We start from the raw sequence: 16,371 nt of genomic DNA, 5'->3' as shown, positions 1-16,371 counted from the left end.
ACATCATACCCCTATTTGAATGAATTTTGATTATTAGTTTGTTTTACTTGCAATACTCTTTGTTGCTTCTTCGAATAGCTTTGCACCTTGATTTGATTTTATAATTGATTCTTTCAGTTTACTTTCACTCTCCTCCTCTACTGCTTCTGAAAGGAGTTGGAATGCATCATAATATAAGTCCATTGATTCTTTTATCTTGTCATGCTCTGCTTTCAGTTCAGTTGGTGGTTCAAGATACTTTATTTTTCTTACATATGCTTGTGACCCACCTGTTACAAGTTGTATTTCACTCTTCTTTAAGCTTACTGATTTAATGTCTGATTTTGCTGAGTCTTCAATCAATCGTAGTGTTTCGTCTATTTTATTTGCATTGTCTAAAATATCTTGCTTGTATTTGTCAACTTCTGAACCAGTTACCTTACTAGAAGAGTTGGAAGAACTAGTAGAGTTAGAAGTACTTGACTTACTTGTCTCCTTATCTTCACCTTTCGCTACAGATAAGCTATCCTCTTTCTTGCTATCAGTTGACTTACTCTCTTTTTCAGAAGTCTTACTCTCTTTTTCTATCTTTTGCGTTTCTTCTTTCTTTGGTTCAGCTTTCTTACCATCAGTTTCAATTGTAATACAACCACTCAATAACATAACTGGTAACGCTAAACTTACTAATTTCTTTGCTTTCATGATTCCTAATACCCCTTTATTTGTAAAATTTAGTGCAAACAAGTTAATATACTTAACTAAGAAATTTTCCCCGAATAATTTCTTAGAAACTACTATCCATAGATTACCTGTATATTCATAATCTTTCTATATATATCATTTTACAAAGAATTACAAATATGGTCAAAGGTATTTATGTAGTCTTTAAAGGTAAATTTATTAGATGAAAAGAAAAGTTTTATTTTTAAACCTTTTCTAATACGATCAATTGTTCATTTTCTAACGAACAAATTACAAACGAAGGTTGAGTCGTGAACGTCGATTCATCTTTATTACAACAAAACAAAGGTGAAGAGGCGGATCAATAATGAAGAAAATTAACCTACTTATTGCCGGGGTGCTAACTTTAGGGTTAGTCGCTTGCGGTACAGAAGAAACAGAAGTCAAAACAAAAAAGAAACGAAGAAAGCAGAAGAACAACAATGCCAAGAACGAGAAAGATACAATAAAATAATAGTTGAATGGGAGTCCAATACATATTATTAAAATTAAAGTGGTTCAAGTCGGAGGAAGGCACCTTAGGGTGTCTTTTCTTTATTTTCAAAAGGACCTGCTCAATTAATACGTAAAAACATAAGGTAAAGTGAATCCATTAAAATACATGAGTGACCTTAATTTTCCCCTCCTACTCAAAGGAGAGATTAAAATGGGCTTTGGTGGAAGTTGCAGTAGTTGTGGTGGCGGCTTTGCTTTATTAGTTGTATTATTTATTCTATTAATCATAGTTGGAGCTTCTTGCTTCTGCTAAAAAAACTATCGGAAAAGACACTCATATATGAGTGTCTTTTCTTTATGGGGTACTGACCCATCGCCATCAAGCTAAAATTTTATAGTACCCCCAAAACGAAATTTTGTGCTAACTTGTGACAAAAAAGCTCATCTTTTCGTTTTGAGGTAATTCTGAATTCTTAAGTCGATGGGCATGTATGGTGACCCCTAGTTGTGAGAAAAAAAGTTTTTCATTAAAAATAATTGTTTAGGTGCCCAGAGAAGATTAGGAAACCGAAACATACGAAATGGAATGTAATCACAATTGCAAGGACATGCATGAACGTATTGTTGGGCCAAAATTTATGCTTCTTGTTTTTTCGTTCGAAAATATCAAATAAAATAAACAGAACAATATGATATAGAGCATAAATCATATATTGAGCAATATGATGACCAGTAATGTGCCAAATTCCCATGACAAAAAAGTTTAAAAAGACGCCAATATATGAAATCATATAGCGATTTTTAATGAGCTTTTTCTTTGTTGCAAAAAAGACAAAGCGCATGTAAATAAAATCACGGAGCCAGAATGATAAGCTCATGTGCCAACGATTCCAGAAATCTTTAATATTACGACTGATAAACGGTTTATTAAAGTTTTCTGGTGTTTTAATCCCCATCATATAACTAACACCGATTACGAATGCACTATAACCTGCAAAATCAAAGAATAGATAAAAACTATAGCTATACATGTAAATCATATTTGATAAAATTGTATCTTGTTGAGCGAATATCGCATCCATAATATGTTGTTTTATTAGATATGCAAGTATAAATTTATAAAGAAATCCTTGGAAAATACGATTAATACCCATGTATAGCAGATTTTGATATTCTTCAGCACTTGGTGGTTTTTGAATATCTTTTTGGAACCTGCGATACCGATCGATAGGTCCGGTCGAAATAGCAGGGAAGAACAAAATGAATTCCCAGAAATTAAAAAATGAGCATTCTTTAATTAAGCCATCGCGAATTTCAAATACCATTTGTACTGCCCTGAATGTTACATAAGATATACCAGTAAAAACAATGAATTTTAATTCAGGTACAAATGGTGCAATTTTTGCCAAAATTAGTGGCAAAATCGACAAAATAACAGCCATGTAAAACATGAACGTATTATTATTTTGTTTTCTTAGTAGTAAATAGCTTTTAATAAGGACAAATTGCCAAATAATAAATACTGCTAACATCATTGCTTGATTTGGTTTATCCGAGAAGATAATAGCAAGCATAATTAGCGTTAAGATAGCATTATATTTACGCAACATTTTACCTCTTAATCCAGCTACGATAGTAGGTATCAATAAAATCCCCACTATAGCAAAAAAATAAAATGATCCATATGCGATCATGCTGTAACCTCACTTTATAATGTTTTGCAATCCTTCATCCCATTTGGTGTCATGGAATAATGGATTGGCACATGAATTTGGAATTATATAGTTTAATAATCACTCATTGCGTTTTTTGGGTTACAGATACTAATGAATACTTTTTCTATAACCTCATATGCCGGAGCAATTTGTTCCTCTGAAGCCCCATGCATAACTTGTAACGCTAATCCATTCATCGAAGCCAATAAAGCCCTGGAAAACGCTTCTAAATCTGGGATTTCCACATTGGAAGTTTGCGCATATTCTTGAATTAGGTCTATCAGTTGGTTCTGTAGAACTCGAATTTCTTCCATAATTTTCGGTGACCAGGCTGCTGCTGCTAATAAACTAAAATACACTTTTCTCCATTCAGAACTTTTGAACTGGTGGTGTACTACAAATATTAATTTTTTCATTTTCTCTGAGAAATCTTGTATATTTGAGAGTTCCTTCTGAATTTCTTTAATCTGTTTTTGCATGACATAAGAGGTAGCGTTAACTAATAATCCCTCTTTTGTTGGAAAATAATAATGAATTAAACTTAAAGTAATTTCCGCTTTTGTAGCAATATCTCGTAATGTAATAGCGGTTGTACCTTTTTCAGCTAAGCATTCAAACGTAGCTATTAGTATTTGATCCCGAGTAGCTGTTTTTTTGGAATTAGACATTGTATTTCACCTTCTTATTTTTAGTTTGGTCAACCGACCAATAAATATAAATTTATACTACTCTATTAGAACATTATTTACAATATTGAGTACCATCCCCATGTCCACCAAGCTAAGGTTTTGAAGTACACCTTAAATGGAAATTCTCTTTCTCTACAGTTAGTTATTTTGAGAATTCAGCTCATTTTTTCTTTTTTTGGGTGATTACTTTTCTTAAGTTGATGGACATGTGGCGGGCCCCCATTTTTAGAGATTCATAAATAATCTACATAGTTTATCATATCTGACAAAGGAATTATAAATGTAACTTTAGTTCCTATATTTACCTTAGAGTCAATTATAATTTTGATGCCTAGCTTGGAACAAAGCTTTTCACATAGATATAAGCCCATACCTGTACTTTTACTAAATCTTCTACCATTTTCACCTGTAAATCCTTTTTCAAACACTCTATTTATATCTTTATCAACGATCCCTACTCCATTATCTTCTATAGTTAACACGACTGAGTTGGCTTTCTTAACTGAATATATGCTGATCATGGGCGTTTCACTGTTTGCATATTTTACAGCGTTCCCTATTATCTGATTGAGCATAAACTCGAGCCATTTCCCATCACTATATACAATTTCATTGATATTTTTTATATCTAGTTTAATTTTCTTATGAATGAAATCCCTATAATTTCTTTTCACGACATTCCTTACTGCATCATTAAGATGAATGGGTTTAATAATGTAGTCTTTGCTTACATTGTTACTTCGGGAATAATACAACACCTGTTCTACAAATCCCTCAATCCTATCGATCTGGAGGTCTATTTTATTCGTTAATTCATTTTGATTATTTTCAATAATTAGCTTTGTAGAAGCAATTGGGGTTTTAATCTCATGTACCCATGTTTCTATATACTCCCTATAGTCTGCCTGCATATCTTTGTAGTATTTCACATTCTCATGCATATCTCTACTTACCGGCTTCAGTATATGGTTTAGTTTTTCCCCATGGATAAAATGAGCTTCCTTTATTACTTCTGGAAGTAGGTATTTCTTATCTAAATTTTCTAATATGCTGTCAACTTCATCATAATATGCTTTAGCCTGTATACACTCTAAAGCCATATACGAAAATAAAGGGAAAAACCAAATACAAAACACAAAGAATATGAGAATGGCATGAAAATCCATCATAACCATCACAGCTGATAATATAAGAAACAGCAGCAGATTAGACATAATTACTACCACTTTGTCTTTAATAAATTCACCTATACTCATGGCATGATATACCCCAATCCCCTTCTTGTTTCGATTGCGTTTTCGATGCCAATCTCCTCAAGCTTTTTTCGTAATCTAGTAATATTCACAGTTAAAGTACTGTCATCTACAAAATAATCTGATTTCCACAAGTGTTCCATAAGGAACTCCCTTTTTACGATATTTCCCTTATTGTTTATTAAATAGGAAAGGATTTTCACTTCATTTTTCGTTAACTCTATCGCTTGGTCTTTGTACATAACGCTTGCATTGGAAAGATTTAAATGGAAATCCATGTAACTTAACATATTACTCGCCTTCGAGCTTTCATATGTTCTTTTCAAGATATTTGTTATCCTTGCTAATAATATTTCTGTATTATAGGGCTTTGTAATAAAATCATCTGCACCTAAGTTCATACTCATTAATTCATCTACTTCATTGTCCCTACTTGTAACTATTATAATTGGAACATCTGAATTTTTACGTATTTCTCTACATATATAATATCCATCGAACACAGGAAGATTTATGTCTAGCAATATAAGGTCTGCATTTTCGTTTTCAACATACTGCATGATATTATTATAATCTATAGGAGCTTTTACATCGTATCCATATCTTTGTAAAAAGTTTTGCAATTCTTCTCTGATCACTTCATCATCTTCAATAATCATAATTTTTTTCATAAAATTCCCCTCTTTGATCTATTTCACCTTCCATTATATTATCCCTTATATTTTATATAAATATACAGCTATATTTAACTACTAAATATGAAAGTACATATTTAGTTTTATCAGGAATTTTTACCTGTTAAATTCTTGATTATGTTAAAGAGGTACCTACTTTTCAGTAAGTACCTCTTTACATGAATACTTATTTAACATTTAACTTTTCTTTCACCTTTTCAGGTAATTGTTCCGCTGTTACCTCTTTATATGAGTTTATATCATTTGAATCTTTATTCAAGGGTTTAAATACATCAACAGCAAGATATGCATTTACTTTCAGCTTTTTTTGAGCCCAAAATTTCACAGGAACCTCATTTCCGTTTTTATCATATGCCATTAGATTATAATCAACGAATCCCGTCGAAGGGTTCACAATGCCTGATTTACTATTTTCTGTTATTTTAACGTAACATTTTTCATACTTCAGTTTATTATAACCGTACCAACCTCCAACTGCTGCAAATAACAGTCCACCTAAAACACTTAAAACAATTAGCGCTTTTTTCAAAATAATCACCTTTTACTTCTATTATTTTTACTGCTGAATTTTACTAAAACCTTGTCTACAATCAATCTCTTTATAAATTACTCTTAACAATATTTTTATATCCTATATATGTTGTAAAGAAATATCCTACATACACTATAATAAATATGAAAGCGGTCATTAGCGCTGGAAGGGTAATATCTAGTTGATACACATTACTTATCGTGGCACTCATCATCTTAATTCCCACCACTGAGTGAATCAATGCAAGAATAACCGGAAGACTAAAATATATGCCAGTTTGCATAAAAATTGTTTTGTTAATCATTCTTTCGTTTGCACCAATTCTCTTTAAGGCTTTATATCTTTCTATACTATCACTGGCCTCTGATAATTGTTGAAGAGCTAATACAGCCATGCTAGTAATTAAGAACACGATTCCAATATATATTCCGATATACAGCACCATAACTGTGAACCCCTTGGATTCTGAGTATGTTTGATCCTTTGATACTCCGTATGGGATACCTTCATCCCGATATCCAGCCGTAAAAAAGTCATGGGCGATTTTATCATATTTTTTATTATATTCTTCTCTGTTTTTATCTAAATAATTTACATTAAAAAATGACTTACGAATCTTATAACCTGATAAAAATTCATCATTTATAATGATTGTACATGCATTATCTGTAAAACCACTAGTAGTATGAAGATTTTCTTCTATAACTTTAGTTTGTTTTACCAAGTATTCTTTTCCTTTAATATTAAGTTTATTACTGTCTTTCAACTTTTTATTAATTGGTTTAATTACGGGACCTTTATCTGATGAGATTAAAACCTCATCCTTATTTAAATTTATTTCTTTTTCACCCTTTAATTGGAGAATTTTATTATAATCAGATACCTTAACAAAGCTTACGTTAAATGGCTGCAGCTTTTTATCTCGAGATTTCAACAATTCTCCTGCGCTTAACTCTGCATCATATTCATTGTAAACTATATATTTTTCATTTTTACTTATTTTAGATTTAATCTTATTTAACGTATCTTCATTGCTATTTTGACCATCATTGTACAACCTTACGCTAGCATCAAAAGGCGTTACTTGTTCAAGTCCTTCTTCAGTAGCTTGTTTAAAACTTATTCCAGTAGACAATATCCCTATTGTAAGAAATAACATTAAACAAATGAGAGACATGGATAAAAAATTCGTATTCACCTTACTATTTATTTGTTTAATTATAAAAATATTTAACTCTTTTAAATATACCTTTTTATTTTTCTTTACCATATACAAGATGAATCCAGATAAACTAAAGAAAAATAATACTGTACCTAAAATTCCAAGGATTATTGTTAGCAGGAGCATAGGATCATCTATATTGAAGCCTATCTTCAGGATTGTTTTATATGCATAGCCAAGTGAGATTACGCATAAAACAAATACTATTAGATGTATAATAGGATTTTTAAATTTCACCTCTTCATTTTTCTTACTTGCTGTTAACAAATCGATGATCTTGTATTTAGAAATAACAAATACATTAAAGATTATAACAAGTAAGAACATGATACCAAAGTACAATATAGTCTTACCTATAGCACCTGTCGAAACTGCGAATTTATATTTATTCATCGGTAAATCGAATAGCTTTAAAGTCAAGCTAGATAAGGCTTGTGATGCTGCAATCCCTAGTATAAGTCCGCTAATTAAGGATATAGCTCCAACTATTATGGTCTCTGTTACTAATATGCTAGATATTCTTCTTTTCCCCATACCTAAGGTCATATAAATTCCTAATTCTTTTTTACGTTTCTTTATTAAAAAATTACTCGCATATAATATAAGACTTCCTAATATGATCGATACAAATATTGATATACCAGCCAATGCACTAGTTAACGTTTTTATATATGATGAACCTGAATACTTCAGTTCAGTAAGCGCCTTTTGTGACTCTATTGAATTAAAGCTATAAAATATACAAACAGCTAATGTTAGTGTTAAGAAATATATAGCATAATCCTTAAAACTCTTCTTTACATTACTTACGGCAATCTTAGAGTACATTATTATCATCACCTCCAAGCAGTGTGATTACCTCGATAATTTTATTAAAGAATTCTTTTCGAGAATCATTTCCTCTTACTAACTCATTAAAGATTTTCCCATCTTTAATAAAAAGGATTCTACGAGCATAGCTAGCTGTAAAGGCATCATGCGTAACCATAAGAATTGTTGTCTTTAAATCTTTATTTAGACTCTCAAATCTTTCCAGTAATAATCTAGATGATTTAGAATCCAACGCTCCGGTTGGTTCATCCGCAAGGACTAAGGATGGATCTGTCACGATCGCTCTTGCTGACGCTACCCTTTGTTTTTGTCCACCTGACATCTGATAAGGATATTTGCTTAAAACTTCTTCAATCTCTAAATACTTTGCTACTGCTTTTATTTTCCCATCTATTTCTGAACTTTTTTCACCTTTAATTGTTAACGCTAAAGCAATATTTTCAAATGCTGTAAGAGTATCTAATAGGTTAAAATCCTGAAATATAAAGCCTAACTCATTTCGCCTAAATTTATCTAATGCTTTTGACTTTAACTTAGTAATGTCACTATTATTGATGATTATTTTTCCTGTAGTAATATTATCAATAGTTGATATACAGTTAAGAAGCGTAGTTTTACCACTTCCTGAAGGTCCCATGATTCCAACGAATTCCCCTTCATCTACTTTAAAGCTGATATTATCAATTGCCTTTGTTACGTTATCTTTATTTCCATAATACTTTTCAATTTTTTCAACACTTAATATGGTTTTCATTTGTAGCACTCCTTTTGGTAACGTTCCTTTTTTGACTTCGTCTTATGTAACTAATTTTATCCGGTTATATTTGTAGTATCGATGGAACTACATTACATTAACATTACATTTTCGTAATGTTTCACAAAAAAAACCTCGACTCATGAATAAGCCAAGGGAAAAATAATGGAAGAGAATTTTGTTTTAGGCACAGTTCCTAAGTAGAAGCTGGATTTGAGTTAATATTCTAGACACAGAAAAGTTAAATCTATGCTACTTTTTTAGCCATATCTTCTATTGGAGGTGCACTACATCTCTTAACGTACAGGAAATTGGCCTTTTCTTTATAAAATTTTCCGTAAGGTTCCTTCCCTACAACTTCATTTAGAAACTTATAAATTTATTAATTTTTATATTTATATATAAAGAAAATAGTTTGTATACAAAATTGTGTTTTTGCTAAGAGGATAAGTCTCTGGTGAAATAAGGGTACTACAATAAAAGATAAAAGGTTCTGGTGCAAAAATAAAACAAAAGAGAATAAATCGCATATATTCCTAACGAAATCGTATCTTATGCTGAAAGTCCAAACAATTGATGGATGAATTCTTTCTGATTTTGGACAGACTGGTCCCGTAAATCAAGCTGTTCTTTTTTAATCATATGCATGGCTTCTACTCCAGAAAGAATGGATGTAGCTGTGTCAAAACATTTGAACCCTAGCATGGAACGGATTCGCTTCTTTATAAAGCGATGATCTTGTTCTACTATGTTATTTAAGTACTTTTGTTGTCTAAGTTGCATACCATCAGGTATGCTTTTTTCTTTTTTTAACTGTTCAATTGCTATAGGATAAGCCGGGTTAAATCGTCGATTAAGTCCCTCAGGACTTAATCAAATTCCTGTTGAAGTTTCTAATTGACTACAAAGTTGAGTAAGAGAGGTAGTAGCGATTTGTTGATTTAACCATACACACAAAGATAAAAAATGGTGCCCATGGCACTTACGTTTTCGTTTCATTCCGCCTGCTTCTATAGCTAATTGATTAAGTGTAGCCGGAGACATATGTCGATATAACTCTTCGGCAAATAAAGATAACTCTTGTTTTTGATGTATACTCATAAAAAGCACGTCACCCTTTCTCATTAACATAAGAGAATAATAACGCGCTTTTAATTTTAAGAATAGTTTAAATCCTTGAGTTGATGGATGTATATAGTGACCCCTATTAAAGAAATTCCCCCCTAAAATTGAAGGTACTTGCAATTTTAGTATGAATCTTAGTTGAAATCATATTACTTAATCGTTCCCATCCCACCAATTTCTACATTTACCTTGACGTTTACATCGCCCTTTGCTAATGCCTTATTCCATTTATTTTGGACTTTTTTCCATTCTGGATATGTGTAAGTTCTTGCATATACCCCAAGCCCAATAGGGTCGATTTTGGTAGCTTGTGTTTTCTTTATTAATTGCTTGAAATTAGCTTCCAGTTTAGTTTCAATAGCTTTTTGTAATTTTGCTGCGTCCTTTCTTGTATTGAACGAAAAAAGTCGTTCTGTAATACTGATTCTCATCTTTACATCTATATTAAATATAAAATGATTATCATACTTTACCTTTGTCTTTACTTTAATATTTTGGGCACTAAAGCTTATCCAATCTTTATCCTTGCTATCCGACTTTAATTTAACTGCAATTGTAAATGGAAACTCACCTTTCGTTTCTTGTTGCAAAATGCGTAATAGCTTGTTTTCATCGGATTTTAGCGTTAATTTATACCTTCCTTTTTCATCCAACAAAGCTGTACCGGTCACCCATATTTTATTCTTTTTTTTCATCTCAGTAATACTTGCTGTTATCCCTTTGTCTGCTACTTGTTCATGTAATTTTTGAAGAGTTGTTTTTACTGCGATATTTCTTAAATAGGCGGTATCAATTAGTTTTGTTAAATATAAAGGAAGCCGCGGCTTATCTTTTGAGTGATAAAAGATGACGTCCGAAACAGGTCCATCTACAGCAACAACTCGTGTGGTAACTGTATTTTTGGGGTCTCGGTAAAATGGATCGAGGTAATTTTCCCAGTTTTTTCGTTTCATTAGCCGCTTTCCAACTAAAATAACTTGTGTTTTACTTCCCGAGGTTAGCGCCATAACTGTAGCGTCAAATTTCTCTCTAGAATTTCGAATCGTAACAGATTTCACACCAATAGTTTCTTCTTTTACCTTTGCTTCTTTATTAAAAACAGGACTTGACATGTACACCAATAAATTATTATTACGATCTAAATCGATACCAAGGATAAGAGTAAGGGAAACATCTTCAACATTTGTTTGATCAAAGCATCCAGTCATCATGAACACTGATAACAAAATACAACATAGTACCTTTCTTTTCAATGTATCCCCCTCTGGCGAGACTTCTCATATACCCAGCTATACATCCATAAAATGATAGGTGATATATACGTCAATCCTAATCCAGCATTCGATACTACCTGTTGCCAAGTTTCGGATTGATTCCAACTAGGATGAGTCCAAAATATGAAGCCGATAATGAGTAATAATAGAACAACAACATGAGAGGTGTGATCTTGTTTCCCAAGTAATTGGCTAGAACAAAATACAGCGCAGTATATGCAAGGAATCCAGGCTGTGGAAACAACGGTTAAGTAAACAGCTAATAAAATCATGTCAAAACGTTCTAAAAAACGAAATTCAATTACTTTAAGTAAATTTAGTACCGGCTGGTTAAATTCTGTAATGCTATCAGGGCTAAAATAGGAAAAGCAAACAATAGTAGCAAATAAATAAAATAACATCGTTAAAGTGTTTGCAATAACGATTCCATGGACTGCATACTGTTTTTTTTGTAAAAAGGGATATAAAAAGAACGCAATATCAAACCCTAAATAAGCAAAAATAGTGGTCGGTACAGCCGTTAATACCGGTTTCCACCCTTCTTTTAAGAGCGGAAAGAAAGGCAGCCAACTTCCGCTCTCTCTTAGCGGTATCAAAAAAAACAGCGGAATCCAAAGCATCATATAAAAATTAAGTTCACAGTACCGCCCTATAATACGAAGGCCGTTGCGTACAACAAGAAAGGTAGGAATCGAAAACAAAAAGATAATGATATAGTCAGGCGTTTTCGGAAGAAGCCATCCCTTAAGATAAAGCATAGCGTTCACAAGAATGGTACAAGAATAAAAAGCGAAGTATATCATGTAAATAACAATTAGTGCTTTCCCTACTATTTTTCCAAATAATCGTATAAGAATGTCGTAAAGCGTGTCCTCGGGATATCTTGCAGCTGTTTTCACGATAAAAATACCTGATATTGTGGAGAATATCCAGCCGATAAGTATAGCTATCCATCCATCTGTTCCAGCTTTTTCTGCAAGCAATCGTGGGAGAGATAAAACTCCAGTGGCCACCTGCATTCCATTGATTAAAAAAATATACTGCATAAGGGTGATGTCATTATAGGCATACTTTTTCATAGTTTCACCTTTTATTATGGTTTTTTCCTTGTCGAATAGATTGAGTGGCTCCCGTACCTTTAGAACGACTTCTCATCGCCCATAAAGGAAAGCGTACAAAAGCATCCTTCATATCTGCAAAGCGAAACGGTGCTAACGGCGTTCCGTAAGGGGTACCTAGCGATTCAAGACTGATGAGATGCCCAATTAATGTCATCCACCCGATAACAAGTCCTACAATTCCAAATAAGGCAGCTGATAGCATCATCGGAAAGCGTAAAAGTCTAACTGCCGCTCCCATATCATAATTAGGGATAATAAAAGAAGCGATGGCTGTAACAGCAACAACGATAATCATAATGTTGCTGACAATTCCAGCTTGAACAGCGGCCTGTCCAATAATAATTCCGCCTACAATTCCAACTGTCTGACCGATCGGAGTAGGCAGTCTCAAAGCCCCTTCCCTCATCATTTCCAATGTCATTTCCATAAGCAGTGCTTCCATAACTGGAGAAAATGGTACGCGCGTTCTTGATTCCGCAATAGACAAAAAAGTTCTACAGGAATGACTTCAAAATTAAAGGAAATAAACGCAACATAACTCGCAGGTAAAAATAGAGCAATCATAAAAGCGACGAAACGAAGGATACGAATAGACGAGGCAACTAACCAACGTGTCCCGTAATCATCAATTCCTTGAAAAAAAGATATAAAATTTGTCGGAGCAATTAATACACTTTGGGAATGATCCGTTACAGTTACAAATCTGCCCTGTAGAATGTGAGATATTGCCAAATCAGGTCTTTCCGTTAAAATAAATTGTGGAAATGGTGAGTACGGGTTATCTTCAATGAATTCAATAAGTTCACCAGTACTAGCAACAGCGTCGACCGTAATATTTTGAATCCGTGTTTCTAATTCCTTCAGTACATCTTCAGAAGCTACATCTTTCAAATATAAAATAGAAATCTTCGTTTTGCTTCGTATACCAATTATTATTTCTTTTATCATTAATTCGTGATGGGGAATATATCTTCGAATCATTGCGATATTTTGACTTCCAGTTTCTACAAATCCTTTATGCGCACCTTTTAGAGCTGTTTCGTTACGAGCATCTTCAATACTTCATTGTGGCCATCCTTTCGTATCCAATTGATGCACTGTTGTTCGGCCATGGATTAATAAAACACTATCTCCTCCAAAAATAGCATTTTCAATCTGACTCCACGTATTAATAATTTTAATATGTCCTAATGTAATTGGAAGTTCCATATTCGTATCAAAAACACCATTTATTAAAGGATTTAGAACGTGATTTTGAATCAATTGTTTATCTGTTAATCCAGACAAATACACTAAAGCTGCTTCTAATCCATCTGCTTGCATTTGAAATCGACGAATCACTAAATCTCGTGCTTGACGAAATACATTCTGAATATCAGCTATGTTTTTCGATAAATCAGTGTCTAAAAGGAAGTCCTCTATATTTTTTTCCCGGAAATGAGTATTGTCTCGTATTAAAAATGACTTCGGATTGCCTCTATATTTTAACCGTTTCAGAAATTTAGCCATGACTCCCTCACTTTCTACGTGCCTTCTATAGTATGTTTAGTATGCATATATTAAGAAAAAATATCCTAATAACCAGAGAGGTAACGCCAAAATTATTATTATAGAGTTTTTGGTGCATATTCATAAAAAGCACATCACCCTTTCTCATTAACATAAGAGAATCGTAACGTGCTTTTTACTTCAAGAATAGTTTAAATCCTTAAGTTGATGGATGTGGGGCGGAACCCCTATTAAAGACATTTCCACTTCTAAAATAGAAGGTACTTGCGAATTCCAGTTGAATTCGTGTTACTTAATCGTTCCCATCCCGCCAATTTTAATCTTAACCTTGACGTTTACATCGCCCTTTGCTAATTCATTATTCCATTTATTTCGGACTTTTTTCCATTCTGGATATGTGTAAGTTCTTGCATATCCTCCAAGCCCAATAGGGTCGATTTTGGCAGTTTGCATTTTTTGTATTAATTGCTTGAAATCAGCTTCCAGCTTGGTTTCAATCGCTTTTTGTAATTTTGCTGCGTCCTTTTTTGTATTAAACGAAAAAAGCCGTTCTGTAATACCGATTCTCATCTTTACATCTACATTAAATATAAAATGATTATCATATCTTGCCTTTGTCTTTACTTTAATACCATTGACAGTAAAACTTATCCAATCTTTATCTTGGCTATCCGACTTTAGCTTAATTGGAATTGTGAATGGAAACTCACCTGTAGTTCTTTGTTGCAAAATGCGTAATAGTTTGGTTTCATCAGATTTTAGCGTTAATTTATACTTTCCTTTTTCATCCAATAAAGCTGTACCTGTCACCCATATTTTATTCTTTTTTTTCACCTCAGTAATATTTGCTGTTATCCCTTTGTCTGCTCTTTGTTCATATAGTTCTTGAAGAGTTGTTTTTACTGTGATATTTCTTAAAGAAGCGGTATCAACTAGTTTTGTTAAATATATAGGAAGCCGCGGCTTATCTTTTGGGCTATAGAAGATGACGTCCGAAACAGGTCCATCTACAGCGACAACCCTTGCAGTAACTGTATTTTTGGGATCTCGGTAAAATGGATCGAGGTGATTTTCCCAGTTTTTTCGTTTCAGTAGCCTTTTTCCAACTAAAATAACCTGTGTTTTACTTCCCGCGGTAAGCGCCATAACCGTAGCATCAAATTGGTCTCTAGATTTTCGAACCGTAGCAGATTTCACACCAGTAGTTTCTTCTTTTATCTTTGCTTCTTTATTGAAAACAGGGCTAGATATATACACTAATAAATTATCATTACGATCTAAATCAATACCAAGAACAAGAGTAAGAGAAACATCTTCAACATTTGTTTGATCAAAGCATCCAGTCATCATGAACACCGATAATAAAATACAACATAGTACTTTTCTTTTCAATGTATCCTCCCCTGGCGAAACTTCTCATATAGACAGCAGTACAGCCATAAAATGATAGGTAATATATAGGTTAATCCTAATCCAGCATTCGAAAATACCTGTTGCCAAATTTCGGCTTCATTCCAACTAGGATGAGTCCAAAATATGATGCCGATAATGAGCAATAAGAGAACAACTACATGAGAGCTATGATCTTGTTTTCCAAGTAATTGGCTTGAACAAAATACAGAACAGTATAGGGCAGGAATCCATGATGTGGAAACAATGGTTAAGTAAACAGCCAATAAAATCATGTCAAAACGTTCTAAAAAACGAAATTCAATTACTTTCACTAAATTTAGTACCGGTTGATTATATTGCGTAATGCTATCAGGGCTAAAATAAGCAAAACAAACAATAGTAGTAAATAAATAAAATAACATCGTTAATGTGTTTGCAATAACCATTCCATGGACTGCATACTGTTTTTTTTGTAAAAAAGGATATAAAAAGAAAGCAATATCAAACCCTAAATAAGCAAAAATAGTGGTCGGTACAGCCGTTAATACAGGTTTCCACCCTTCTTTTAATAGCGGAAAGAAGGGCATCCAACTTCCGTTCTCTTTAAGCGGTATCAAAAAAAACAACGGAATCCAAAGCGCCATATAAAAAAAAAGTTCGGAGTATCGCCCTATAATACGAGGACCGTTACGCGCAACAAAAAAGGTAGGAATCGAAAACAAAAAGATAACGATATAGTCAGGCGTTTTCGGAAGAAGCCATCCCTTAAGAAAAAGCATAGCGTTTACAAGAACGATACAAGTATAAAAAGCGAAGTACATCATGTAAATAACAACGAATGCTTTCCCTACTATTTTTCCAAACAATCGTATAAGAATGTCATAAATCGTGTCCTCGGGATATCTTGCAGTAGTTTTCACGATAAAAACACCTGATATTGTGGAGAATATCCAACCAATCAATATAGCTATCCATCCATCTGTTCCAGCGTTTTCTGCAAGCACGCGCGGAAGTGATAAAACGCCAGTGGCCACCTGCATTCCATTGATTAAAACAATATACTGCATAAGAGTGATGTCATTATAGGCATACTTTTTCATGATT

General features: G+C 33.1%; 14 protein-coding genes and 3 pseudogenes. 2 read left to right on the top strand and 15 right to left on the bottom strand.

The features are described from left to right. Positions 1-33: 33 nt before the first annotated feature. Positions 34-681 carry a hypothetical protein gene (locus MHI07_RS27250; protein WP_071744315.1) on the bottom strand — a complete coding sequence of 216 codons (648 nt, stop codon included), beginning with the start codon at positions 679-681 and terminating at the stop codon, positions 34-36. A gap of 346 nt (positions 682-1,027) precedes the next feature. On the opposite strand from MHI07_RS27250, the gene MHI07_RS27245 reads away from it, so the two are divergent. Further along, positions 1,028-1,174 (top strand): ABC transporter substrate-binding protein, encoded by a 147-nt coding sequence (locus tag MHI07_RS27245; RefSeq protein ID WP_340827053.1) that lies wholly within the window; start codon positions 1,028-1,030, stop codon positions 1,172-1,174. A gap of 192 nt (positions 1,175-1,366) precedes the next feature. Then, positions 1,367-1,468 carry a YjcZ family sporulation protein gene (locus MHI07_RS27240; protein ID WP_000505688.1) on the top strand — a complete coding sequence of 34 codons (102 nt, stop codon included), beginning with the start codon at positions 1,367-1,369 and terminating at the stop codon, positions 1,466-1,468. A 214-nt stretch (positions 1,469-1,682) separates the two neighbouring features. Here MHI07_RS27240 and dltB read toward each other — a convergent pair whose 3' ends face one another. From dltB to MHI07_RS27170, 14 genes and pseudogenes are all read right to left on the bottom strand, one after another. Then, positions 1,683-2,849: a D-alanyl-lipoteichoic acid biosynthesis protein DltB gene (gene dltB, locus MHI07_RS27235; RefSeq protein WP_340827051.1), complete on the bottom strand. Its 1,167-nt coding sequence runs from the start codon at positions 2,847-2,849 to the stop codon at positions 1,683-1,685. Between the two features lie 92 nt (positions 2,850-2,941). Next, on the bottom strand, positions 2,942-3,538 hold the full coding sequence (locus MHI07_RS27230; protein WP_340827050.1) for a TetR/AcrR family transcriptional regulator: 597 nt from the start codon (positions 3,536-3,538) through the stop codon (positions 2,942-2,944). A gap of 254 nt (positions 3,539-3,792) precedes the next feature. Next, positions 3,793-4,815 (bottom strand): sensor histidine kinase, encoded by a 1,023-nt coding sequence (locus tag MHI07_RS27225; RefSeq protein ID WP_340827049.1) that lies wholly within the window; start codon positions 4,813-4,815, stop codon positions 3,793-3,795. After that, positions 4,812-5,483, bottom strand: a complete 672-nt coding sequence (locus tag MHI07_RS27220; protein ID WP_340827048.1) for a response regulator transcription factor — start codon at positions 5,481-5,483, stop codon at positions 4,812-4,814. Before MHI07_RS27220 ends, MHI07_RS27225 begins: the two co-directional genes overlap by 4 nt. A 190-nt stretch (positions 5,484-5,673) precedes the next feature. Then, positions 5,674-6,045 (bottom strand): YxeA family protein, encoded by a 372-nt coding sequence (locus MHI07_RS27215; protein WP_340827047.1) that lies wholly within the window; start codon positions 6,043-6,045, stop codon positions 5,674-5,676. A gap of 61 nt (positions 6,046-6,106) precedes the next feature. Then, positions 6,107-8,089, bottom strand: a complete 1,983-nt coding sequence (locus tag MHI07_RS27210; protein WP_340827045.1) for an ABC transporter permease — start codon at positions 8,087-8,089, stop codon at positions 6,107-6,109. Continuing rightward, positions 8,079-8,846 carry an ABC transporter ATP-binding protein gene (locus MHI07_RS27205; protein WP_340827044.1) on the bottom strand — a complete coding sequence of 256 codons (768 nt, stop codon included), beginning with the start codon at positions 8,844-8,846 and terminating at the stop codon, positions 8,079-8,081. The genes MHI07_RS27210 and MHI07_RS27205 overlap by 11 nt, the downstream gene beginning before the upstream one ends. A 552-nt stretch (positions 8,847-9,398) precedes the next feature. Beyond that, positions 9,399-9,689, bottom strand: a pseudogene (locus MHI07_RS27200) (DDE-type integrase/transposase/recombinase); the annotation flags it as partial. 33 nt (positions 9,690-9,722) lie between these two features. After that, positions 9,723-9,947: pseudogene (locus tag MHI07_RS27195) on the bottom strand (IS4 family transposase); the annotation flags it as partial. A 173-nt stretch (positions 9,948-10,120) separates the two neighbouring features. After that, on the bottom strand, positions 10,121-11,224 hold the full coding sequence (locus MHI07_RS27190) for a Ger(x)C family spore germination protein (protein WP_340827043.1): 1,104 nt from the start codon (positions 11,222-11,224) through the stop codon (positions 10,121-10,123). Then, entirely contained in the window at positions 11,221-12,324 is a 1,104-nt protein-coding gene (locus MHI07_RS27185; RefSeq protein WP_340827041.1) for a GerAB/ArcD/ProY family transporter, read from the bottom strand. Before MHI07_RS27185 ends, MHI07_RS27190 begins: the two co-directional genes overlap by 4 nt. Positions 12,325-12,328: 4 nt before the next feature. Further along, a pseudogene (locus MHI07_RS27180) lies at positions 12,329-13,875 on the bottom strand (spore germination protein). A gap of 288 nt (positions 13,876-14,163) precedes the next feature. Further along, positions 14,164-15,267: a Ger(x)C family spore germination protein gene (locus tag MHI07_RS27175; RefSeq protein WP_340827040.1), complete on the bottom strand. Its 1,104-nt coding sequence runs from the start codon at positions 15,265-15,267 to the stop codon at positions 14,164-14,166. Then, a complete protein-coding gene (locus MHI07_RS27170) occupies positions 15,264-16,367 on the bottom strand; it encodes a GerAB/ArcD/ProY family transporter (RefSeq protein WP_340827039.1) in 1,104 nt (367 codons plus the stop codon). The genes MHI07_RS27175 and MHI07_RS27170 overlap by 4 nt, the downstream gene beginning before the upstream one ends. Positions 16,368-16,371: the final 4 nt, after the last annotated feature.

Origin of the sequence: Bacillus sp. FSL H8-0545 (assembly GCF_038006105.1) — a bacterium.
Lineage (GTDB): Bacteria > Bacillota > Bacilli > Bacillales > Bacillaceae_G > Bacillus_A > Bacillus_A cereus_U.
This window is presented reverse-complemented; position numbering and strand designations above follow the sequence as displayed.